Genomic DNA, 22,275 nt, shown 5'->3' on the forward strand with positions numbered 1-22,275 from the left:
GATCCGGTCAGGGGGTCATGCGGGCGTGGTCAAGCTTTCGTCCCTCACTCGCCGGGCGGGACGGGCGTGCTGCGCATCCGCCCGGAGGGAGGAGCCGCGGTGCCGTCCCCCTGGTTTGCCTGGGCCTCCTCCCCGGTCTCGGCGGCCTCGGCGCCGTGCGCGGGGTCGGGCGAGCCGCCCGCTCTCCTGCCCGCGGCATCCGCCTTCGCTGCCGCCTCGGTGACCTCCGTCGCCGTCCCGCCGGGCGTGACGTTCGCCGCCCGATCCTTCACTGCGAGGATCGGCTGGGTGTCGGCGTCGCGCTCGCTCACCTCGTCCGTGTCGGCCTCGCTCGTCCGGGCCTCCCGCTCCCGGGGGAGGCCGGCGTCGGTGTCCCAGGTCTCCACCCGCTCGCTGACCCTGCTCTCGCCTCCCGGCTCCTCCTCGGTCGCTCGCAGGCCGGGACGGGGCGGGTGGACGAGCAGATCGCCCTGGCGGGGCCGGACCAGGTCACCCCAGCGCATCGGCTTTCCCTGCCGGGGAGCCGCGGCCCTCCGCGGGGGCGGGGGGCCCTGCGGAAGGTCGGCGACCTCGGGGGTCTCCGGCGCCGCGGTGGGGCCGACCACAGGCTCTCCCGCCGGGAGATCGTGGTGCGGGACCGTCTCCAGCGGAGGGGCGGCGTGCGGATCGAGCATGATCTCGGCCGCGGGGTGGTGCACCAACTGCCCGGGGTGGCCAGGCCACTGCCGGCGCTCCTCGCGGTCCGGCGCGCCCGGATGCTCCGAGGACGGCCGGCCCGCCTCGGGGAACGGCACGATGTCGTGCTCAGAGGCGAGCCGACCGGCCAGGCTCGCGTCGGTCGCGGCACGCCTGGCGGCGGCGTGCTTGATCAGCAGGAGCCAGAGCCAGAGGGCCAGGATCAGCATCACCCAGGGGGCGACGGCGACCGCGACGGCCGCCCGTTGCTCGTCCACCGCCATCCGCATGGCGGTGGCCACCTCGGCGGCGGCCGCGCCGGCGAACAGCAGCGTCAGGACCACCCCCGCCTGCAGCCGTACCGGCCACCATCCGCCCCTCAGCAGCAGCACGCCGATCATCGCGACGACGAGCAGTGCGTCGAAGGCGGCGGGGTAGAGATACGCGAGGTCGGCGGGCGCCCTGCCCGCCAGGGCGAGGGCACGCAGGTCCTCGAAGGAGAGCACGCAGGCCGCGGCGGTGAGGGCGGCCACGCCGACTCCGGCGACGGCGATCCCGGCACGGCGCAGGGCGAGAACCGTCCTGCTCGGTTCGGCGGCGGCGGTCAGGGGCGGGGACGGGCGGGAGAGCGGGTCTGCCGCCGCGGGGGATTTGGCGTCCATGGCTCTTCGAGCCTACAGAATCGACACCCGGCATGATCGTCCGTATCGCTTCCGGGTATGTCTTCTACCCGGTGCTCTTTCACGGGCTGGCTGGGGGACATTCGCCGCTAATGGTCAGAAAATCCTCTAGTGGGTGTCTTCAACGTCCCGCAACCTGGCTTGTGAGGGGAGGTGAGGTATTAGCCTTGCCCTCGTGAGCCTGCAGCTATACGACACCAGCGTACGCACCGTCCGCGAATTCGTCCCGGTCGAACCCGGCCGGGCCTCGATCTACCTGTGTGGTGCCACCGTGCAGGCTCCCCCGCACATCGGGCACATTCGCTCGGGCGTCAACTTCGACGTGCTCCGCCGCTGGATGATCAGGTCGGGCTACGAGGTGACCTTCTGCCGCAACGTCACCGACATCGATGACAAGATCATCAGGGTCGCGGCGGTGGAGAACGTGCCGTGGTTCGCCGTCGCCGAGCGTAACCAGAGGGCCTTCACCTGGGCCTACGAGGTGCTGGGTTGCCTGCCCCCGACCGTCGAGCCACGGGCCACCGGCCATGTGCCCGAGATGATCGAGCTGATGGACCGGCTGATCGCCGCCGGTCACGCCTATGCCTCCGGTGGCGACGTCTACTTCGACGTCATGTCCTACGCCGACCGGTACGGATCGCTCTCCAACCAGAAGCTTCAGAACATGCGGGCCGCGGGTGACACCGAGACCGACTCCTGCAAGCGCGACCCGCGTGACTTCGCGCTCTGGAAGGGCGAGAAGCCCGGCGAGCCGACCTGGCCGACCCCGTGGGGCCGAGGCCGCCCCGGCTGGCACCTGGAGTGCTCGGCCATGGCGACGAAGTATCTCGGTTCGACCTTCGACATCCACGGTGGTGGCGTCGACCTGATCTTCCCGCACCACGAGAACGAGCTGACCCAGTCCCAGGCGGCCGGCGACGGCTTCGCCCGCTACTGGATGCACAACGGCATGCTCAAGATCGGCGCGGAGAAGATGAGCAAGTCGCTCGGCAACTCCCTGCTGATCCCCGAGGTCACCAAGAAGGTCCGCCCGGTCGAGCTCCGCTACTACCTGGCGGCCCCGCACTACCGTTCCTCGATCGAATACTCCGAGGAGGCGCTCTTCGAGGCCGCCACGGCCTACCAGCGCATCGAGGGCTTCGTCACCCGCGCGGCCGAGGTCATCCACGACGTCGACGCGCACGCGCCGCTCCCGGTGGCCTTCTCCGAGGCTCTCGACGACGACCTGGGCACTCCCCAGGCGCTCGCCGTGGTGCACGAGGTGGTCCGCGAGGGCAACGTCGCGCTGGCCCAGGGCAACAAGGAGCAGGTCGCCAGGCTGCTCGCCGAGACGCAGAACATGCTCGATGTCCTCGGCCTCGACCCGCGCTCGGAGCAGTGGCGCTCCACGGGCGGCGAGACCGGCATGCGGGCGACCGTCGACGCGCTGGTCGCCGTCGCCCTGGAGCAGCGGCAGGCGGCGCGGGCACGCAGGGACTTCTCGGCGGCCGACGGCATCCGTGACCAGCTTTCCCGGGCCGGGATCCACGTCGAGGACACCCCCCAGGGCACTCGCTGGGAACTCTCGCGGTAAAACCAGGCCGTACGCTATAGACCATGGCTGGTGGGGGTAAAGGGTCCGGGCGACCCGCGAAGAAGAAGAGTCCGACCAAGGGCACCGGCGGCAACGTCCGCCGAGGCCTGGAGGGCAGGGGGGCCACCCCGCCGGCGCACATGCGGCACTGGCACAAGGACAAGGCGCGCGCCGAGCGGATCGAGCGCGAGGAGAAGACCGGCAGGTCCGCCTCCCCGCGTACCTCGGCTCGTCCGAGGCGGAGCGACGACGCGCCCGAGCACATCGGCGGGCGTAACCCCGTGGTCGAGGCGCTGCGGGCCGGAGTCCCGGCCAGCACGCTCTACGTGGCCCTGCGCATCGACAACGACGACCGCGTCAAGGAGGCGGTCCGCATCGCCGCCGACCGCGGCATCGCGATGCTGGAGGTCGGGCGGGAGAAGCTGGACCGACTCACCGAGGGGGGGATCCACCAGGGCATCGCCCTGCAGATCCCGGCGTACGACTACGCCCACCCCGACGATCTGGTCCGGATCGCCCAGGACGCCGCGGAGGTGCCGCTGATCGTCGCCCTCGACGGGGTCACCGACCCTCGCAACCTGGGTGCCATCGCCCGCTCGGCCACCGCCTTCGGCGCCCACGGCCTGGTCATCCCCTCCCGCCGCTCGGCCGGTGTCACCGGTGGTGCCTGGAAGACCTCGGCGGGCACGCTGGCCACCCTGACGGTCGCCCGCGCCGCCAACCTCACCGCCACCCTGCGGGAGTACCGGGAGGCGGGCCTGTTCGTGATCGGCCTGGACGGCGAGGGCAAGGTCGACATCGGCGAGGCCAACCTCCTCGACGGCCCGCTGGTCGTCGTCGTGGGCTCCGAGGGCAAGGGCCTGTCCCGCCTGGTCCGCGAGTCCTGCGACCTGGTCGTCCGCATTCCGATGCACGCCGCGGCCGAGTCCCTCAACGCGGGCGTCGCCGCCGGCATCGCCCTTTACGAGGTCGCCCGCAAGCGTCGTTCCTAACGGTTCGCAATCGTCGCGGCATACCTCGGTGACGTGTGAGGCTCGAGCCGACTACAATCGTCTGGCGACCATGCCGACGTAGCTCAATCGGCAGAGCAACAGTCTTGTAAACTGTAGGTCAGGGGTTCGATTCCCCTCGTCGGCTCGTATGTGAAAGGCCAGGTCAACCGGTCTCCGGTGACCTGGCCTTTCGCCGTTCAGGGGAACTTTATGATCTTCCGTGCCCGTTGCGTGCCCGCTTGAACGCCTGCCCGAGCGCCTTGGCGATGACCTTGTCCCGGTCCTGACCGGCGTGCTGGTAGATCAACGCCGCCCGCGTCAAGGCGGCGGCGCGGCGCGCCGCCGCACGGCCCTTCCACCGCCCGCCGTCCGGGCGTGCGGCGTGGGCGCCGGTCCCGAGCGGCGGCGGGAATCGGCCCGGCCGCCGCACTCGCCCATCGACCGCCGCAGGGGGCCGTACCGCTGAGGCCGAACGCGAAGGCCGGCTCGGCGAGGTCGAAGGGCTACGGGTCAGCCTCGCTGGGGCAGCAGTGAAGATCGCCCAGCTAGATGCCCGCCAGGAGCGCAGGTCATCGAGGGTGTTTCGCGGAGTCCCCGCGTTCGACCAAATCGGAGCTCGAACGGGCGGTGAGTCCTGATCATGAGTTGATGCCTGAAGCCTGACGGCTCCCCGTGCGGCAGGTTGGATGCGGTCATGTGTTCGGTCAGACAGCCCCTGCCTGGGTTTTGCGGGCGAGCAGTTGAATCTCCTGGAACTGCCGTCGGTCGGTGGGCTGAGGCTCGCGAACCATCCGGGCCACCTCGGGCAACCCGGACTTGCGCAGCATCGTGGCGAGGTGATCAGGCCACCACCGATAGGCCGGCGCGACTGCGTGATCGAAGACCTGCGTCGGGTGAGACGGATCATCGCTGGCCGAAAAGCCGATCAGAAGGTGGCCGCCAGGTGCCAGCACACGATGGAACTCCGCCAGGATGACGGGGAGTTCCTGCGGCGGAGTGTGGATGATTGACCAACGTGAGAGTACGCCGCCCAGCACGCCGTCAGCGATGTTCAACGCGGCCATCGAGCCCACGTCGAACCGCAGGTCCGGATAGGCCTGTCGAGCCAACTCGATCATCGCAGGAGAGGTGTCAACACCGACCACCGCCAGCCCCAGCTCGTCTAGATAAGCGGTGATATGGCCAGGCCCGCACCCCAGGTCCGCGACCTGACCGTCCCCACTCGCACTTACGACCTCGGCGAAGGCACCCAAGATCGCGCGGTCCAGGGGCCTGTCACGCAGCTCGCCGCGGAACAGCTGCGCATAGGTGGAGGCGGCAGCGTCGTAAGCCTCGCGGGTGGCACTGAGGGCATCGTGTTCGACCATGCTCGCGACAGTAGTTCCTGGCCCCGAGGCGAGCCGAGAGAATCACGATCTTCCCTCCCGCCCGTTCGCCCGGCTTCAACCGGATGCCTCCGGCGGGGGTACTCGGCTCCGGGATGGTCGACGTTGCACCACGAAGGCCGTAAGTGGTTGGGGTGGAAGCCGGATCTTCCCGCCTGCCACGTCCCAGGTGGGCCCAACATCCCGACTCCTCCGGATCAAGGCCGTCTGTGACCGTTGGCATCCCAAAGCCGAGGAATGTCTACCGGCTGAGGTACACAGTGAGAATGGCAGTGGCGCCACCGAGTGAGACCTGGCCCTCATGTACACAGACCCGCATCCACGGTGTCCTGCTCGCGATTTGTCGGTCTTGACCCTCCGTCACTGAGCTGTTGCCCCTCCGGGGTGGGGCGAGGCAGATGGGAAGATCCGGCGGGAGAGGTGTGTGCGTCCGCACGGGGTTCTCAGGCCGTGTTCGATGGCTGCTCGCGCCCGCCTGCCCGCGCCCTCTTGCCCGACCAAGGTTCAGGTCTTCGGCCGGCGCAGCCCATGATCGACGATCAGTCGGGACGGCGAGTGGTCACGCCTTCAGGTGCGTGTGCTGGAGCGCGCCCTGCCGTACGCCCCCCGCTACGGGGGCGCCGGTGACGGCGCACCGCGCCCTACCTCAGTGCCGTGCCAACCAGCGGCCTGCCGCCGCCCAAGCGTTACGCGGCGCTTCGGGCATATCCCCTTGCGCCGACTCGTGTTGGTCGCGCTTCGCATTCGCGATATGCAGTGCCCGAACACCCAGGCCGACGCTCACGAACAGGGCGAGCATAAAGACGGTGAACCCCAGCCGGCCCAGAACGCTCCATGGTTCGTACGGACTCACCTGGTAGTGCGCCCGAACCATCGATTCCAGGCCCAGGAGTACCGCTGCGATCCCAAACATGACCGTAGGAAGAAACAAGAGAACCCGTTTGCGCACGGGATCAATTGTGGACCCTGGTCGTTTTTGCTCAAAGAGCTGCCATGGGTGTGGAGCGCTCTGACCGCAGGCTCCAGCCGCTACCCCCGGATCGGCAGCACCCGCTCTCACCACTGGACACCTCTCCGCACGCCCCAGGCGATCACCCCGAAAATCAACACGAAGAGCAGCTCCTGGCTCGTCCATAAGGCCCAGTCGAGCGGCCCCGTCGTGTGGAGGTCCCCGCCGTCCGTGGCCGCGAGCAGTGAGGGAATCAACGACAGCTCCGTCGCCATCACCAGGAGCATGGTCGCCGAGAACATGAGCAGACGGTTACGCGGCTCATCAGGCGCTTCCTCCGGCTCGCGCTCGTCATACTCATGCCTGTGGGCCCTGCGAAAACTTTTCACGGCCACCGCCAGTGCAAGAGCCATGCTCGGAACCGCGGCGGCCAAGGCCGCCCAGAAGAACGGTCCACGCACATGGGGGTCTGCCCCGCTCATTCACTTGAGGCCATGGATCGCCACCGACAACAGCAGTACGCCCGCAAGTGGTTTGAACGGGCCGGGTGGTAATTCCCGGAACACGCCGTGACTATGTCGATTACCCGCTCCCTCGCCCAAGAGCAGCCTTCGGCGGAGGCGTTTCCGCCCCGAGGTGATCGCGATCGAAAAGACCGGGAAACCTGGGTGACCGGGGTGGCGCCTGATCTGCCTGTCCGCTCCGCCGCATCCCAGGTGAGCACCCCTTTCAGCGCCAAAGGCCGGTTCCCGGGTGGAGGGGGCGTGCGGGATATGCCGGGCTCTTTCGAGGTCGGCGCGCTTCTGGCCTGATGCGTGATCGGAAGAGCCGGGCGCCGGAGACACGGCCTCCCGAAGGCTTGCGCTCTACGTCATCAAATGACTACTCTGCGTAAAAGGGATCTTGAGAGCCTTCGTGCCGGCCGCCGGCACCCTGCGGGCCCACCCGTCGGGCACTCGGCGAGATGTTCGGTTCGCCCGTGAAGGGGGCTGAGCGGTGACCGGAAGGCTTCGACGTGTGATCGTCGCGTTCCTGATGGTGGCGGGCGTGACGCTGACGGTGGGGCCGGGGGCTTCCGGGGCGCCGGGTGTGGCTCCGGACTTCTCGCTGACGGTGAGCCCGCCACGGCTGGTCGTCGCCCCGGAGGAGATCGACGAGCCTCAGTCGTTCCAGGTGGCGAACCGGGGGCGGTTGCCCGTCGACGTGGTCGTCGACAGGGTGGGCTTCGCCGTGGACGGGTCCGGGAAGATGCTCTTCGAGCATGACGCACCCCGCTCGGCCGCCGGCTGGCTCAAGGTCAGGCCGGCGAGCTTCCGTCTCGCCCCCGGTGCGGAGCGGGGTGTCACCGTACTGATCGACCCTCCGCCGGAGCCCGAGCACGGCGAGCACCAGGTGGCCCTGCTCTTCGTGGCCCCGGCGGGGGCCGGTGGGGGCAACATCAAGCTGAACCGGGCGATCGGAACGCCGATCTACATCACGGTTCCGGGGTCGATCGACACGTCCGTGCGCATCGGCGATCTGCGCACCTCCGGTGCCTTCTTGACGGGCGGCCCCGTCGACTTCACCACCACCGTCGACAATCTCGGGACCGTTCACCGCGACTTCCTCGGCCCCCGTGCGCTGAAGGTGGAGGTGAACGGGTACGAGGTGCCGTTTCCCGACTTCACCCTGCTCAGGGGAGACAGCAGGGACGTCACCGTCAGATGGGCGGATCCGCCGTTCATGTGCCTCTGTCATGCGACGGTGTCGGTCTCCGGGACCAACGGGACATCCCAGCGGAGCGCGACTTTCGTCATCCTTCCCCTGCGCCTCCTCGGGGCGCTGATCGTGGTGGCGCTCGTGCTGTACGTCATCGCCTGGCTGCCGCGCCGTCGTCGGGTTCGGGCGCTCGGGGCGGATCGGGCCCCGAGCGGGCGCGCCGACCGCGATCGAGACGACCTCGACCGGGCCGACAGCGGGGTTTGAGAGTGCGGCGTGTCTTTGGGGTCATGGGCCGACCGGGCGGCAGAGGGTGGTGGCGTCCGGGGAGGCGGGTTTCCTGCCCATGATGGGCGAACCAGCTGTTTCTCTCCGAATTCGGCCTTCCTGGGGAGCGGGTTGGGGAGGCAACCCTGTGGATTTGCCCCGCACGGGTGGCCCTTAGTCACATACTGAGACGCTAGATAAGCGGAAAGTAACCGACGAGGGGCGCGGCGGTGGCGGTAACGACTCTTCAGCGAGTCCGCACGGGGCGGGGCGGCTGCGACATCACCAGGGAGGAGGCGATCCGGTCCGACGTCGACGTCACCGTGATCGTCCCCCTGCACAACTGCCGGCCCTATCTCGACAGGTGCCTGACCTCGCTGCTGATCCAGCGGGTCGCCCTGGAGGTGGTGGTCGTCGACGACGGTTCCACCGACGGCGGTGCCGCACTGCTCGATCTGTACGCCTCCTGCCACCGCGGGGTGATCCGCGTCGTCCGGCAGGAGGCCTCCGGCGGCGCGGGGCGCCCGCGCAACGTCGGCCTCTCCCACGCGCGCGGCAGGTACGTCTTCTTCTGCGACGCGGACGACTACCTCGGCCCCCAGGCGCTGGAGCGGATGCTCGCGATGGCCGACCGCAACGGCTCGGACATCGTGCTCGGGAAGATCGTCGGTCATGACCGCAAGGTGCCGATCTCGATGTTCAGGGAGAACGCCGAGCGGGTGCCGCTCGGTGACAGCGCGGTCTACAACAGCCTGAGCTGCTTCAAGCTGTTCCGCAGGGAGATGCTGGAGCGGCACGCCATCCGTTTCGACGAGACGCTTCTGGTCGGCGAGGACGTCGTCTTCACCACCCACGCCTACTGCCACGCGAACGTGATCTCGGTGGTCGCCGACTACGACTGCTACCACCTGGTCGCCCGGCCCGACGGCACCAGCATCATGCAGCGGCAGGGGAGCCGCGACCCGGTCTCCTGGCTGCGGATGATCAGGCGGCCGATCGAGTTGATGCTCGCCCACGTACGGCCGGGAGACCTCCGCGACCACCTCCTGCGGCGGCACTTCCGGATGGACGCCTTCGGCAACCTCGGCAGGCCCTTCCTGGACGCCGGGGAGGTCGAGCGCAAGGAGATCGCCGCCGAGGTGGCCGACATGTGCGAGCGGTGGCTGACCGACGGGGTCCGTGACCGGCTCCCCGCGATCGACCGGAGCAGGATCGCCGCACTGGAGGACATCGACCGCCTGGTGCGGCTGGCGCACATCGAGTCGGCCTCGGTCCGCAGGGAGCTCACCGCGCTCCGCTGGGAGCGGGAGGGAAGGCTGGCGATCTCCGGCAAGGTGGCACTGAGCACGCTGGAGCGGTACGACCGGCCGGAGATCGTCGGCGGTGACCTCGCCCTGGTGCTGCGGCGCCGGCACGCGGGCGCCGGCCCCTTTGACGAGGTCGTGGTCCCGGTGACGGGCGACTGTGCGGAGTTCACCGGGGTCGTCGACGTCACCGGCCTGTCCTCCGGCGTCTGGGACGTTCACGTGGGTGTCGCCTTCGAGGGCGTTCCCCGGCTCGCACGCCTGGGCTTCGACAGGGACGGACTGACCGCACTTCCGGTGCCGCCCGCGCCGCGAGTGGTCGGCGACGTCGTCGCCCTGCCGTACTTCACCCGCCCCTACGGCAACCTCAGCCTTGACATCGGCGGTCATGTGGTCGCGGTGCCGGGCAGCGCGAGGCTGGTGCGCGCCCGCTGGGCGGCGGGGCACCGGCTGGTGCTCCACGGTGAGGTCACCGTGGGCACCGCCGCTCCGGCGGCGGACGCGGTGCGTTACCTGGTCTGGCGGGAGCGCGAGTCGAGCCGGGAGCGGCGTGAGCCGGTCACGGTCGGCGAGGACGGCAGGTTCACGGCCTGGCAGGCGATGGGCCGGCTGGGGCCCGGTACCTGGGACGCCTACCTGGAGATGGACCTGGGCGGGCCGCCCGCGCGCTTCAGGATCGAGGCGGTGCCCGAGATGACCGAGCAGCCGCGCACCTGGTGGCGCGGCGCGACCCGGTGGAGCGTCAGGCCCTACGCCACGGCGGGCAAGGGGCGGCTCAGTACCGTGGTCCGTACCCTCGGCCCCCGGACCTTCGTCAGGCGCATCGTGCGTTGACGGCGTCTGGGACCGCCGTGAGCCCGGTGCCATGCGGAAGTCACCAGACCTTCGTCGGGCGTTAATGCCAGTACCTTGCAACTACAAGCCCATGGCCTAAAGTGGAGCCAAATCCGCGCTTCGGAGGCTTGTCGTGCACGTACCCGATGGCTTTTTCAACGCGGCTGTGTCGCTGTCTGCGGGGGTGGTCGCGGCTGCGGGCGTGGCCGTCTGCCTGCGCGGCGCTCGCCGTGAACTCGACGACCGCACCGCCCCCATGGCGGGCCTGGTCGCCGCCTTCGTGTTCGCCGTCCAGATGCTCAACTTCCCGGTCGCCGCGGGCACAAGCGGCCATCTCCTTGGCGGTGCGCTCGCCGCGATACTCGTCGGCCCGTATACGGCGGTGCTGTGCGTGGCGGTGGTCCTCCTCGTACAGGGGTTCTTCTTCGCCGACGGCGGCCTGACCGCGCTCGGCGTCAATATCACGCTGATGGGCGTCGTCGCGGTACTGGTCGGGTGGGGCGCCTTCCGGCTGATCACCCGGAGCGTGCGGGGCAGGGGAGCCGTGGTGGCGGCCTCGTTCGTCGCGGCGCTGGTCTCGGTGCCCGCCACGGCGCTGGCTTTCACCCTGTTGTTCTGGGTCGGCGGCACCGCGCCCATCGAGATCGGCACGGTCGCCGCGGCCATGGGCGGCGTGCACCTGCTCATCGGCATCGGGGAGGGCCTGATCACCGCGGTCACCGTCAGCACCGTCCTGGCGATCCGGCCCGACCTGGTGTACGGCGCCAGGGAGCTCGTCGCGCCGCTGGTCCTGCGCGGCGCGGGCGGCGAGGTGACCGTCACCTCGGAGTCTCCGACGTCCTCGGCGCCGGTCGCCGCGCGCCGTCGTGGCTGGTTCCTGCCCGCCGGCATCGCGGTGGCGGCGCTGCTGGCGGGCGTGGTCAGCTTCTACGCCTCCTCCTCGCCCGACGGCCTGGAGCGGGTGGCCGAGGACAAGGGTTTCAGCGGACAGGCGGCCGACCACTCGCTGGGCGAGCAGCCGCTCGCCGACTACGGGGATGTGGGCGGCATCCCGGTGGGTGTGGCCGGTCTGATCGGCGTCGGGGTGACCCTCGCCGTCGGCGGTGGGCTGTTCTTCACGGTGCGTCGCCGTGGCGAGGGCAGTGACAGGAAGGTCTCCGTCTAGTGGGGGCGGGGCACCACCATCGGCTCCACCGGCCGGGCGACACGCTCGTGCACCGGCTGCCACCCCAGTGCAAGCTGGTGGCGGTGGCCGGGTTCGCCCTGGTGGTGGTCGCCACCCCGCGCGAGTGGTTCTGGGCTTTCGGTCTGTACGCCGTGCTGCTGGCCGCCGTCGCGGTGGCCGCGCGCGTCCCGGCGGGATTCCTGCTGCGGCGGATGGTGGTCGAGGTGCCGTTCGTGGTGTTCGCGCTGGCCATCCCGTTCATCGGGTTCGGTGAGCGGGTGACGTTCATGGGACTCTCGCTCAGCGTCGCCGGTCTGTGGGCCGCCTGGAACATCCTGGCCAAGGCGACCCTGGGCGTGGCCGCGAGCGTGCTGCTCGCGGCCACCACCGAGCCACGGCTGATACTGCTGGGCGCCCAGCGCCTGAAACTGCCGCCGATGCTGGTGCAGATCGCCATGTTCATGCTCCGCTACCTGGACGTGATCCTGGAGGAGATGCGCCGGATGCGGGTGGCGCGGGAGTCACGCGGGTTCGCGGCCAGGGACGTGCGGCACATCCCGGTGATCGCCAGATCGGCGGGGGCACTGTTCATCCGCTCGTACGAGCGGGGCGAGCGGGTGCACCTGGCCATGCTCAGCCGGGGCTACACCGGCTCGATGCCGATCATCCAGGATCTGTCCGTCGCGTCGCGGCAGTGGCTCGTCGCCGGTATGTTGCCAGGTGCGGCGCTTGCCGTGCTGCTTGGGAGCTGGGGGGTCGCATGACCGCGCCGCCTTCGTTGGAGGTGAGCCGCCTGGCGTACGCGTACCCGGACGGTACGCAGGCGCTGTTCGGCGTGGACTTCCGCGTGGAGCGCGGTGAGCGGGTCGCGCTGCTCGGGCCGAACGGCGCGGGCAAGACCACACTGGTGATGCACCTCAACGGCATCCTGACCGCCGGCCACGGCACGGTGGCCGTAGCGGGGCTGCCGGTCGGGAAGGGATCGCTCAAGGAGATCCGCAGGCGGGTCGGGCTGGTCTTCCAGGACCCCGACGACCAGCTCTTCATGCCGAGCGTCCGCGAGGACGTGGCCTTCGGCCCGGCCAACCTGGGGATCACGGGCGAGGAGCTGGAGCGCCGGGTCAAGGACGCGCTGGAGCGCGTGGGCATGCTGGAGACGATCGACCGGCCGCCGCACCACCTGTCCTTCGGCCAGCGCCGCCGGGTCGCGGTGGCGACGGTGCTGGCCATGGAGCCGGAGATCCTGGTGCTCGACGAGCCGTCGTCCAACCTGGACCCGGCCTCCAGGCGAGAACTCGCCGAGATCCTCAGGGGGCTCGACGTGACGGTCCTGATGGTCACCCACGACCTGCCCTACGCGCTGGAGCTGTGCGAGCGCTCGCTCATCCTCTCCGGAGGGGTCATCGCCGCGGACGGGCCGACCCGTAAGATCCTCGCCGATGCCGACCTGCTCGCCGCCCACCGGCTCGAACTGCCCTACGGTTTCGCGGCCTCCTGACCCCGGGACGTCTTGGCTGCAGATTCCTGTGAAGAGTCGTGCACGACCGCGTGTGCCGTGGTGGCGAAGTAAAGTGGGTCTGCCCTGGGCGCGAGGAGGACTGATGAAGCTACGGCTGGCTCGCCGCGCGATCGGCGACGCCGTGGTGGTGGCTGTCGAGGGCGAACTCGACCTGTTCACCGCTCCCTTCCTGCGGGACGAGGTCCGTGACGCGATCAAGCTGGACGGTGCGCGACTGGTTCTCGACCTCACCGACCTGTCCTTCATGGACTCCAGCGGGTTGTCGGTGCTGATCGAGGCGTGGCGGCTGGCCACGAGCGGCGGCGGTGGGGTCTGCCTGGCCGCTCCCCAGGCGCCGGTGGCCCGGATCCTCCGCACGACGGGGCTCGACCGGCGGATCAAGGTCTATCCCGACGTGAGCACTGCCGTCGGAGAGATCTAGGCTCCCCTCCGCGGATCTCGCCATGACCGGCCGGAGGCGCCGAAGGGGGCCATGGCCTGGCATCGGAGAGATTTAACCCACCCCGAGTAGAACTTCATTCGGTCCGCGGGTTAAAGTCCGCTCATGGACTTGAACGGAGCAGCAGCAATCATCTCGGGCGGTGCCAGCGGTCTCGGCGAGGCCACGGCCCGCGACCTCGCCGCGCACGGCGTCACCGTCGTCATCGCCGACCTCAACGAGGAGCGTGGCAAGCCCCTTGCCGACGAGCTCGGCGGCGTCTTCGTCAAGACCGACGTGTCGGACGAGGCGCAGGTGCAGGCGGCCGTGGACGCGGCCGTGGCGACCGGCAAGCCGCTGCGCGTCGTGGTGAACAGCGCGGGCATCGGCTGGGCCAGCCGGACCGTGGGGCGCGACGGCTCACCCCACGACCTGGCCCCCTACCGCAAGGTCATCGAGGTCAACCTGATCGGCACCTTCAACCTCATGCGCATCGGCGCCGCGGCGATCGCGAAGACGGAGCCGGTCGACGCGGACGGCCAGCGCGGAGTAGTGATCAACACCGCCTCGGTGGCGGCGCTGGAGGGGCAGACCGGCCAGGTCGCCTACTCGGCGTCCAAGGGCGGCATCGTCGGCATGACCGTCCCGGCCGCGCGTGACCTCGCCGCCGTCGGCGTGCGCGTCAACACCATCTGCCCGGGCATCATCGACACCCCGATCTACGGCTTCTCGCCCAACGCCGAGGAGTTCAAGGCCAAGCTCGTAGCCCCGGTGGTCTTCCCCAAGCGGATGGGGCTGGCCTCGGAGTTCGCGCACCTGGTCCGCTCGCTGATCGAGAACGACTACATGAACGCCGAGACGATCCGTTTCGACGGCGGTATCCGCTTCCAGCCCAAGTAGGAGTCACCCGGTGTCTGACGAGGTTCTGGTCGAGGTGAACGACGGCGTGGCCGTCATCACGATCAACCGTCCCAAGGCCAGGAACGCCATCAACGGCAAGGTCGCCAGGGGCGTCGCCGCCGCGCTTGACGAGTTGGAGGAGCGCAAGGACGTGGCCGCCTACGTCCTTACCGGCGCCGGCGGCACGTTCTGCTCGGGCATGGACCTGAAGAGTTTCGTGACCGGGGACTTCCCGGTCGTGGAGGGCAGGGGATTCGGCGGGGTGGTCGAGACGCCGCCGAAGAAGCCGCTCATCGCCGCCGTCGAGGGTTACGCCCTGGCCGGAGGCTGCGAGCTGGCGCTGGCCTGCGACATCATCATCGCCTCCGAGGAGGCCAAGTTCGGGCTGCCCGAGCCCAAGCGCGGGCTGGTCGCGGGGGCGGGTGGCGTGATGCGGCTGCCGCGCCGCATTCCGTACCACATCGCCATGGAGATCGCTCTGACCGGCGACCACTTCCCGGCCTCCCGGCTGTACGAGGTCGGCCTGGTCAACCACATCACGCCGGTGGGTGAGACGCTGGCCAAGGCCGTCGAGCTCGCGAAGCGGATCGCGGCCAACGCCCCGATGGCGCTCGCCGCGACCAAGCGCGTGATCGTCGAGTCCGCGGACTGGAGCCTCGACGAGATGTTCAAGAAGCAGGGCGAGATCATCAATCCGGTGTTCGGTTCCAAGGACGCCATGGAGGGTGCGGTGGCCTTCGCCGAGAAGCGCGCCCCCCAGTGGAAGGGTGAGTAGACCCCTTTCGGATTCCGGAGGGAAATCGCGAGCCGGGTGTGATCGATGGATCACACCCGGCGCGTTCATGGCCGGGAATGCGTACGGTAAAGGTGTGGGTAGGTGCGGCGGGGGCACTTGACATCCACGACACCGCTCCAAGGCCAGGAGAGTGAATGAACGACTACGCGACCGGAATGACCCCCACCGGCCGATCCTCCGGCGACCTCCTGAAGCGCAGGGCGGGAAACCTGGCGGCGGGCGCGCTGGGCGCCGCGATCATCAACGTCCTCCTGGTCGGCGTCATGTGGGTGGTCGAGATCGTCGACTACGTGCTGCCGGGGGAGGGAACGCTCGACGTCTACGGCATCCGGTCCTGGGACCCGGAGAGTCTGGGCGGCATCCTCCTCGCCCCCTTCCTGCACGGCGGCTTCGGCCACCTGATGGCCAACTCGCTGCCCCTGCTGATCCTCGGCTTCCTCGCCGCGCTGCGGGGGATCGGCCGCTACCTGGCCGCGAGCCTGATCATCGTCCTGGTCAGCGGCCTGGGCATCTGGTTCGTCAACGAGCCGAGGGTCCTCACGGTCGGTGCCAGCGGCCTGGTCTTCGGCTACTTCGGCTTCGTCGTCGCCCGGGGCCTGTTCGACCGCCGCGCCCTCGACATCGTGATCGGCGTCGGCGTGGCGATCACCTACTACTCGATCATCTGGGGGGTGCTCCCCGGGGAGGCGGGTATCTCCTGGCAGGGGCACCTGTTCGGCCTGATCGGCGGCGTCATCGCGGCCTGGGTGCTGCGCCGCAGGCGCCCGCGGGACGTCTCTCCCGCCTACTGAGCCTCCGAACTCCTTCGCCCTGGCCGCCGCACGTCGTCGCCCTCCTTTCTGCCCGCCGAGTCCCGCCGTACGCCGTCCTCCGCGCCGCGCGGGCTGGCAGCCACCCGGCCGGCTCTTGGGTTTCGCCCAGGGATAGGTGCTGTGCGGGGCTGTAAGGGCTCTGTAGGGCTTTGTAATGCTGCGGGAATGTTCGGGGTCAGATGAGGTGGTGTGCGCGCCCCAGGGACGAATAGCGGCGATCTGGTAAGAGGGTCGACATTCACCAGCTATGGCCGCATCGATGGATTTAAGTAACAATATGACCAAATTTCATGTGTGACCCTGCCTGGCTGCGTGCCCGTACATGTTCTCCAGGGCCATCCGCTGCCGGGCGCGACCCTCGAAAGGTGGCCGCGGGTGAACCTGGGATCCCTGGAACGCGCGATCATGGACGTGCTGTGGGGCTGCAAGCAACCACTGCTGGTCCGCCAGGTGCAGGACATGCTGAACCAGGACGCGGGACGGAGCCTGGCCTACACCACGGTGCAGACCGTCGCCGAGCGTCTCGTCAGGAAGGGCCTGTTGGAGAGGGCACCCGTGCGCAACGCCTTCCGCTACACCGCCAGCCGCTCCAGGGACGAGCACGTGGCGGGGCTGATGCTCGCGGCCCTGGCGGGCAGCCCGGACCGGGCCCCCGTGCTCTCGCGGTTCGCGGAGGGAGTGGATCCGGACGACGCCCTGCGCCTGCTGCACGAACTGGCCCGGCGCGCGGGGGAGCAGGCGTTCACTCCGGGGGCGGGCGGGCCGCCGGGCGCCTAGGTTCCCGCGCGGGACCGGAGGTCTCACCGGACGAATCCTGGCGGTGCCTGCTACCAGGCCCGGCACCGCCAGGGAGCGGGACTACAGGCGCTCGACCACGTAGTCGACGCAGGTGGTCAGGGCCTCGATGTCGTCGGGGTCGATGGCCGGGAACATCGCGACGCGCAACTGGTTGCGGCCGAGCTTGCGGTAGGGCTCGGTGTCGACGATGCCGTTGGCGCGCAGGACCTTGGCGATCGCGGAGGCGTCGACGTCATCGGAGAAGTCGATCGTGCCGACCACGTTGGAGCGGAACTCCGGACCCGCGAACGGGGTGGTGTAGGAGGTCTTCTCCGCCCAGGTGTAGAGGCGCCGGGCCGACTCGGCGCTGCGAGCGGTCGTCCAGGCCAGGCCGCCGTTGCCGTTCATCCACTCGATCTGCTCGGCGAGCAGGAAGAGCGTGGCGACCGCCGGGGTGTTGTACGTCTGGTCCTTGGAGGAGTTGTCGATGGCCACCGGCAGGCTGAAGAAGTCGGGGACGTAGCGCCCGCTTGAGGCGATCTCGTCGACCCTGGCCAGCGCGGCCGGGGACATCAGGGCGATCCAGAGGCCGCCGTCGGAGGCGAAGCTCTTCTGCGGGGCGAAGTAGTAGACGTCGAACTCGCTCGCCTCGACCGGCAGGCCGCCGGCGCCGGAGGTGGCGTCGACGAGCACGAGCGAGCCCTCCTCGCCCACCCGCCTGATCGGCATCGCGACGCCGGTCGAGGTCTCGTTGTGGGTGAGCGCGTAGACGTCGACGCCCTCCTCCAGCCTGGCCTCGGGGTGGCTGCCGACCTCCGACTTGATCACGGTCGGGTCGCCCAGCCACGGGGCCTTGGCCGCCACGGAGGCGAACTTGGAGGAGAACTCGCCGAAGTTCAGGTGCTGCGACCTGTCGCGGATCAGCCCGAAGGCGGCGATGTCCCAGAACGCGGTGGTGCCGCCGTTGCCCAGGACGACCTCGTACCCCTCGGGGAGGGAGAACAGCTCGGACAGCCCCGCGCGGACACGCCCGACGAGCGACTTCACCGGCTTCTGGCGGTGAGAGGTGCCCAGGAGGCTGGAGCCGGAGGCGGCGAGAGCCGAGAGCTGCTCGGGGCGCACCTTCGAGGGCCCGCAGCCGAAACGGCCGTCGGCGGGCTTGATGTCAGAGGGAATCACGATGTCAGCCACGTGACCAGCCTACTGAGCCCGCGGATCGATCCAGGACGAGGTCCGGATTTTGAGACGAGACGTGGGATGGTTTTGAGCCGGGCGAGGTGATCGCGGGGGCGGGAAACCGGATGACGGCCGGTGGGAGAGCGGGGCACGAGGGTTTCGAAGAGCTGGGAACGGCAACGGCTGTCGCGCGAGACGTCCACGCGACAGCCGTACGAGACGGGAATTCAGAAGGAGCTGACGGCCTCGGCGGCGCCGGGGACGTCGTGGACCGAGCGCTGAGGGGGACCCACGTAGTCGGCGCTGGGGCGGACAAGCCTGCCCGTGCGCTTCTGCTCCAGGATGTGCGCGGCCCAGCCCGCGGTGCGGGCGCAGGTGAACATGGAGGTGAACATGGATGAGGGAACCTGGGCGAAGTCCAGGATGACCGCCGCCCAGTACTCGACGTTGGTGGCGAGCACCCGGTCGGGCTTGCGGGCGTGCAACTCCTCCAGCGCGGCCTTCTCCAGCGCCGCGGCGACCTCGTAACGCGGTGCGTCGAGCTCCTTGGCGGTGCGGCGGAGCACTCGTGCCCGGGGGTCCTCGGCACGGTAGACGCGATGACCGAAGCCCATGAGACGCTGGCCCTTGTCGAGCTCCGACTGCACGTACTTCTTGGCGTCGCCGACCTGCTCGACACCCTCGATCATGTGCAGCACGCGCGCGGGCGCACCGCCGTGGAGCGGGCCGGACATGGCGCCGACCGCACCGCTCAGCGCCGCGGCGACATCGGCTCCGGTGGAGGCGATGACCCGGGCGGTGAAGGTGGAGGCGTTCATGCCGTGCTCGGCGGCGGACGTCCAGTAGGCGTCGATGGCCTTGACGTGCCTGGGGTCGGGGTCGCCCTGCCAGCGGATCATGAACCGCTCGACGATGCTCCTGCCCTTGTCGACCTCGCTCTGGGGGACCATCGGCTTCCCGAGACCACGCGAGGACTGGGCGACGAAGCTCAGGGCCGTGACGCTGGCCTGCGCCAGGTTGGCACGGGCCTCCTTGTCGTCGATGTCGAGCAGCGGCTTGAAACCGTACGCGGGGGCCAGCATGGCCAGCGCGCTCTGCACGTCGACGCGGATGTCACCGGAGTGGACAGGAATGGGGTAGGGCTCGGCCGGGGACAGACCCGGCTGGAACTCGTTGTCGACAAGCAGGCCCCACACGTTCCCGAAGGAGACGCGACCGACCAGCTCTTCGATGTCAACGCCCCGATAGCGGAGGGCGCCCCCTTCTTTGTCCGGTTCCGCGATCTCAGTCTCGAAAGCTACTACGCCTTCGAGCCCGGGTTTGAAGTCGGACATTTTCGGCCGCCTCCCTTTCTTGAAGTCAAAGCCTTGATGTCGAGATACCGGCGGGTCATATTCAACCCCCTGAGCCGGGGCAGCCTGCCGCCGGACCCACCAAAGCGGGATCGCCGCAGGTGGGGGGCGCTGAGCGGGCTTCCGGCTCGGCACGGGAGAATACCTTCCCGTGGATGCCGCATCGCGACCGCCCTCGATGGCGGGACTTCGTCGCACGTACCAGGGACTGCCTCTCCTCGAGGAGGACCTCGCACCCGACCCCGTGTCGCAGTTCGCCGCCTGGTTCGGCGACGCCGTGGACGCCGGGCTTCCCGAGCCGAACGCGACGGTGCTGGCGACCGCCTCGGCGGGGGGCCGGCCGACGGCCAGGACCGTACTGCTCAAGGGTTATGACGAGAACGGGTTCGTCTTCTACACCAACTACGAGTCGCGCAAGGGGCGTGACATGGCGGAGAACCCGAGGGCCGCCCTGCTGTTCCCCTGGCACTCCATCCGCCGCCAGGTACGGGTGGAGGGGGCGGTGGTACGGCTGCCGCGCGAGGAGTCGGCCGCCTACTTCAGGTCCAGGCCCTACGGGTCGCGGATCGGCGCCTGGGCCTCGCGGCAGTCCGCGGTCGTGCACTCCAGGGACGAGTTGGACGCCCGCTACGAGGAGTTGTCGGAGCGTTGGCCGGAGGATCCGCCGATCCCGGACTTCTGGGGTGGACTGCGCGTGGTGCCGGCCGAGGTGGAGTTCTGGCAGGGCCGCACAGACCGTATGCATGACCGCCTCCGTTACCGGCGCTCCGGCGCCGGTTGGATCATCGAACGCCTGGCCCCATGACACCCTGCCCCCTCTTTGCTGATATATCCAGGTATGTCCGGTAGAGAGGGAGCGGTGTGGGGTTCGGAAATTTCGTCCGCAGGCACGCGGCCGACACACGCCCGCTCGGCATCCCCGCATACCGGCGACTCTGGGCCGGTCAGGGTGTGTCGTTCATCGGCTTCCAGCTCACCTCGGTGGCCGTCAGCGCCCAGATCTACGACATCACGGAGTCGTCCTTCTGGGTCGGCATGCTCGGCCCCGCCAACCTGATCCCCCTGGTCGTCTTCGGGCTCTGGGGCGGCGCGATCGCCGACGCCGTCGACCGGCGCCGGCTCCTCATCATCGGTGCGCTGATCGCCTGGTCGGGGACGCTCGCGCTCCTGGTCCAGGCGGCCCTCGGGTCGACGAGCGTCGGCCTGTTGCTGGCCACCGTGGCCCTGCACGCCACAGGTTTCGCCATCACGGGCCCGACCAGGGGGGCCATCATCCCCAGGCTGGTCCCGGCCGACCTGATCCCGGCGGCCAACACCCTCAACTTCCTGGTGAGCGGCCTCGGCACCGTCGTCGGGCCGTTGATCGGCGGGGTCGTGCTCGCCCAGAGCGGTTTCGCCGCCGCCTACCTGATCGACGCGCTGCTGTTCGGCGCGGGCTTCTACGCCGCGGTGAGACTGCCGAGACTCGAACCGGTCGGCGAGGTGACGCGCCCAGGCCTGCAGTCGGTCCTGGACGGCCTGCGTTACGTCTGCGGGCACCCGGTGGTGCTGATGTCGTTTGTCGTCGATCTCATCGCCATGGCGTTCGCACTGCCCAGGGCGCTGTTTCCGGAGGTCGTGGCCGAGAGGTTCGGTGGTTCGCTGGTCGCGTTCGGCTGGCTGTCGGCCAGCATCGCCATCGGCTCGGTGCTCGGCGGGGTGCTGTCGGGCTGGGTGGGGCGGGTCCGGCGTCAGGGAATGGCGCTCACGTACGTGATCGCCGCCTGGGGGCTCACCGTCGCCGCGGCCGGACTCGCGGACCAGTTGTGGCTGATGGTCGCGCTGCTCGCGTTCGGCGGGGCCGCCGACCTGGTCTCCGCGGTGTGGCGGCAGACGATCCTGCAGACCCACGCGCCCGACGACATGCGCGGGAGGATGCAGGGCGTCTTCATGGTGGTGGTCGCGGGAGGCCCCAGACTGGGGGATCTCCGGGCCGGGGCCACCGCCTCGTGGTTCGGGGCCACGGGGGCCTGGGTGGGCGGTGGGATCGCCTGCGCGGTGGCCGTGGTCGCGGTGGGGCTGGCCGTCCCGGCCTTCAGAAAATATCAACCGGTCGCGAGTAGTGTTTGAGCAGCTAGGGAAGGATTCGGCGGCCCCCGGTGTTGCTGTCCTTTGCCATCACGAGCCGTTCTCCCAATAGGGTCGTGTCTTCGAACTTCCAAGGTCCCGCGCCGCCCTCCCGGGAACACCGCGCGATGGACGTAGCATCGAGAGAGGACGGGAGGAACCTTGACCGCACACGGCTTGATCGACACAACGGAGATGTACCTTCGTACGATCTTCGAGCTGGAGGAGGAGGGCATCGTCCCCCTGCGCGCGCGTATCGCGGAGCGGCTCCAGCAGAGTGGTCCCACAGTCAGCCAGACGGTCGCCAGGATGGAGCGCGACGGTCTGGTTCGCGTCGAGGGCGACCGGCACCTGACCATGACCGATCTGGGACGTACTCTCGCGACCCGCGTCATGCGCAAGCACCGTCTCGCCGAGTGTCTGCTCACCCAGGTCATCGGCCTGCCCTGGGAGGATGTGCACATCGAGGCGTGCCGCTGGGAGCATGTCATGTCCGAATCGGTGGAGGCGAGGCTGGTCAGCCTGCTCAACAACCCCACGGAGGACCCGCACGGCAACCCGATCCCCGGCCTGGAGGAACTCGGCGTCCCTGGCCTTCCCGATGGGCGGTCGGAGTCGCTGCCGTCGATGGCCGCGATGGCCGGACCCAGAGATATACCCGTTGTCGTGCGGCGAATTAGCGAACAAGTGCAAAGCGATCCGGCTGTGATGCTTAAACTCAAGCAAGTTGGGATACAACCCGGACGCGAGGTAACGCTCGCGGTGAGCGACGACGGTGTGCGGGTGACAGGTGACGACGAGGCGGACAATTTTCTTGCGGATCTCCCGCGAGAGATTGCCGCGCACGTTTTCGTCTCCACACGCTGACCGAGGCCCCTTAGCTCGGTTGGATCCCGT

The 22,275-nt window shown here is 69.3% G+C and carries 22 protein-coding genes and 1 tRNA gene; 16 read left to right on the top strand and 7 right to left on the bottom strand.

Features of this window, described 5'->3' with window-relative positions; translation table 11 throughout:
* Window positions 1-44: 44 nt before the first annotated feature.
* Window positions 45-1,337 (bottom strand): hypothetical protein, encoded by a 1,293-nt coding sequence (locus tag ABT061_RS00815; protein WP_350911255.1) that lies wholly within the window; start codon window positions 1,335-1,337, stop codon window positions 45-47.
* 193 nt (window positions 1,338-1,530) lie between these two features.
* Between ABT061_RS00815 and cysS the strand changes: the two genes are divergently transcribed.
* The 3 genes from cysS to ABT061_RS00830 all read left to right on the top strand — a co-directional run bounded on the left by cysS (window position 1,531) and on the right by ABT061_RS00830 (window position 4,065).
* Window positions 1,531-2,928, top strand: a complete 1,398-nt coding sequence (cysS, locus tag ABT061_RS00820) for a cysteine--tRNA ligase (protein ID WP_350911257.1) — start codon at window positions 1,531-1,533, stop codon at window positions 2,926-2,928.
* 23 nt (window positions 2,929-2,951) lie between these two features.
* Window positions 2,952-3,920 carry a 23S rRNA (guanosine(2251)-2'-O)-methyltransferase RlmB gene (gene rlmB / locus ABT061_RS00825; protein ID WP_350911259.1) on the top strand — a complete coding sequence of 323 codons (969 nt, stop codon included), beginning with the start codon at window positions 2,952-2,954 and terminating at the stop codon, window positions 3,918-3,920.
* A gap of 72 nt (window positions 3,921-3,992) precedes the next feature.
* Window positions 3,993-4,065: transfer RNA gene (locus ABT061_RS00830), tRNA-Thr, on the top strand.
* 63 nt (window positions 4,066-4,128) lie between these two features.
* On the opposite strand, the gene ABT061_RS00835 is transcribed toward ABT061_RS00830, so the two are convergent.
* The 4 genes from ABT061_RS00835 to ABT061_RS00850 all read right to left on the bottom strand — a co-directional run bounded on the left by ABT061_RS00835 (window position 4,129) and on the right by ABT061_RS00850 (window position 6,556).
* Entirely contained in the window at window positions 4,129-4,350 is a 222-nt protein-coding gene (locus ABT061_RS00835; RefSeq protein WP_350911261.1) for a hypothetical protein, read from the bottom strand.
* Between the two features lie 274 nt (window positions 4,351-4,624).
* Window positions 4,625-5,287 (bottom strand): class I SAM-dependent methyltransferase, encoded by a 663-nt coding sequence (locus ABT061_RS00840; RefSeq protein WP_350911263.1) that lies wholly within the window; start codon window positions 5,285-5,287, stop codon window positions 4,625-4,627.
* A 664-nt stretch (window positions 5,288-5,951) separates the two neighbouring features.
* The gene (locus ABT061_RS00845) at window positions 5,952-6,254 is read right to left on the bottom strand and encodes a hypothetical protein (protein ID WP_350911265.1); all 303 of its coding nucleotides are present in this window, start codon (window positions 6,252-6,254) and stop codon (window positions 5,952-5,954) included.
* A 107-nt stretch (window positions 6,255-6,361) separates the two neighbouring features.
* Entirely contained in the window at window positions 6,362-6,556 is a 195-nt protein-coding gene (locus tag ABT061_RS00850; protein WP_350911267.1) for a hypothetical protein, read from the bottom strand.
* Between the two features lie 715 nt (window positions 6,557-7,271).
* Here ABT061_RS00850 and ABT061_RS00855 point away from each other — a divergent pair.
* The 10 genes from ABT061_RS00855 (at window position 7,272) to ABT061_RS00900 (ending at window position 16,744) form a co-directional block, all read left to right on the top strand.
* Window positions 7,272-8,219, top strand: coding sequence for a COG1361 family protein (locus ABT061_RS00855; protein ID WP_350911269.1), 948 nt, complete (start codon window positions 7,272-7,274; stop codon window positions 8,217-8,219).
* Window positions 8,220-8,449: 230 nt separating this feature from the next.
* Window positions 8,450-10,357 carry a glycosyltransferase family 2 protein gene (locus ABT061_RS00860; RefSeq protein WP_350911271.1) on the top strand — a complete coding sequence of 636 codons (1,908 nt, stop codon included), beginning with the start codon at window positions 8,450-8,452 and terminating at the stop codon, window positions 10,355-10,357.
* A gap of 133 nt (window positions 10,358-10,490) precedes the next feature.
* Window positions 10,491-11,522 carry an energy-coupling factor ABC transporter permease gene (locus ABT061_RS00865; protein WP_350911273.1) on the top strand — a complete coding sequence of 344 codons (1,032 nt, stop codon included), beginning with the start codon at window positions 10,491-10,493 and terminating at the stop codon, window positions 11,520-11,522.
* Window positions 11,522-12,286, top strand: coding sequence for a cobalt ECF transporter T component CbiQ (gene cbiQ / locus ABT061_RS00870; protein ID WP_350911275.1), 765 nt, complete (start codon window positions 11,522-11,524; stop codon window positions 12,284-12,286). Before ABT061_RS00865 ends, cbiQ begins: the two co-directional genes overlap by 1 nt.
* On the top strand, window positions 12,283-13,020 hold the full coding sequence (locus ABT061_RS00875) for an energy-coupling factor ABC transporter ATP-binding protein (protein WP_350911277.1): 738 nt from the start codon (window positions 12,283-12,285) through the stop codon (window positions 13,018-13,020). The genes cbiQ and ABT061_RS00875 overlap by 4 nt, the downstream gene beginning before the upstream one ends.
* A 103-nt stretch (window positions 13,021-13,123) precedes the next feature.
* Complete coding sequence (locus ABT061_RS00880; protein WP_350911279.1) at window positions 13,124-13,462, top strand: STAS domain-containing protein; 339 nt, start codon at window positions 13,124-13,126, stop codon at window positions 13,460-13,462.
* 123 nt (window positions 13,463-13,585) lie between these two features.
* Window positions 13,586-14,359 carry an SDR family NAD(P)-dependent oxidoreductase gene (locus ABT061_RS00885; protein ID WP_350911281.1) on the top strand — a complete coding sequence of 258 codons (774 nt, stop codon included), beginning with the start codon at window positions 13,586-13,588 and terminating at the stop codon, window positions 14,357-14,359.
* Window positions 14,360-14,369: 10 nt separating this feature from the next.
* Window positions 14,370-15,134 (top strand): crotonase/enoyl-CoA hydratase family protein, encoded by a 765-nt coding sequence (locus tag ABT061_RS00890; RefSeq protein WP_350911283.1) that lies wholly within the window; start codon window positions 14,370-14,372, stop codon window positions 15,132-15,134.
* A gap of 155 nt (window positions 15,135-15,289) precedes the next feature.
* A complete protein-coding gene (locus ABT061_RS00895; protein ID WP_350911285.1) occupies window positions 15,290-15,946 on the top strand; it encodes a rhomboid family intramembrane serine protease in 657 nt (218 codons plus the stop codon).
* A 396-nt stretch (window positions 15,947-16,342) separates the two neighbouring features.
* Complete coding sequence (locus tag ABT061_RS00900; RefSeq protein WP_350911287.1) at window positions 16,343-16,744, top strand: BlaI/MecI/CopY family transcriptional regulator; 402 nt, start codon at window positions 16,343-16,345, stop codon at window positions 16,742-16,744.
* 81 nt (window positions 16,745-16,825) lie between these two features.
* Here the strand turns inward: ABT061_RS00900 and serC are convergent, their stop codons facing one another.
* Both serC and ABT061_RS00910 read right to left on the bottom strand, forming a co-directional pair.
* Window positions 16,826-17,935 carry a phosphoserine transaminase gene (gene serC, locus ABT061_RS00905; protein WP_350911289.1) on the bottom strand — a complete coding sequence of 370 codons (1,110 nt, stop codon included), beginning with the start codon at window positions 17,933-17,935 and terminating at the stop codon, window positions 16,826-16,828.
* 212 nt (window positions 17,936-18,147) lie between these two features.
* Window positions 18,148-19,254 carry a citrate synthase 2 gene (locus ABT061_RS00910; RefSeq protein ID WP_350911291.1) on the bottom strand — a complete coding sequence of 369 codons (1,107 nt, stop codon included), beginning with the start codon at window positions 19,252-19,254 and terminating at the stop codon, window positions 18,148-18,150.
* 169 nt (window positions 19,255-19,423) lie between these two features.
* Between ABT061_RS00910 and pdxH the strand changes: the two genes are divergently transcribed.
* The 3 genes from pdxH (at window position 19,424) to ABT061_RS00925 (ending at window position 22,245) form a co-directional block, all read left to right on the top strand.
* Entirely contained in the window at window positions 19,424-20,077 is a 654-nt protein-coding gene (gene pdxH / locus ABT061_RS00915; protein WP_350911293.1) for a pyridoxamine 5'-phosphate oxidase, read from the top strand.
* A 56-nt stretch (window positions 20,078-20,133) separates the two neighbouring features.
* The gene (locus tag ABT061_RS00920) at window positions 20,134-21,381 is read left to right on the top strand and encodes an MFS transporter (protein ID WP_350911295.1); all 1,248 of its coding nucleotides are present in this window, start codon (window positions 20,134-20,136) and stop codon (window positions 21,379-21,381) included.
* A 159-nt stretch (window positions 21,382-21,540) separates the two neighbouring features.
* Window positions 21,541-22,245, top strand: a complete 705-nt coding sequence (locus tag ABT061_RS00925) for an iron-dependent transcriptional repressor DtxR (protein WP_350911297.1) — start codon at window positions 21,541-21,543, stop codon at window positions 22,243-22,245.
* Window positions 22,246-22,275: the final 30 nt, after the last annotated feature.

This window comes from Streptosporangium sp. NPDC002544, assembly GCF_040295965.1.
Taxonomy (GTDB): domain Bacteria; phylum Actinomycetota; class Actinomycetes; order Streptosporangiales; family Streptosporangiaceae; genus Streptosporangium.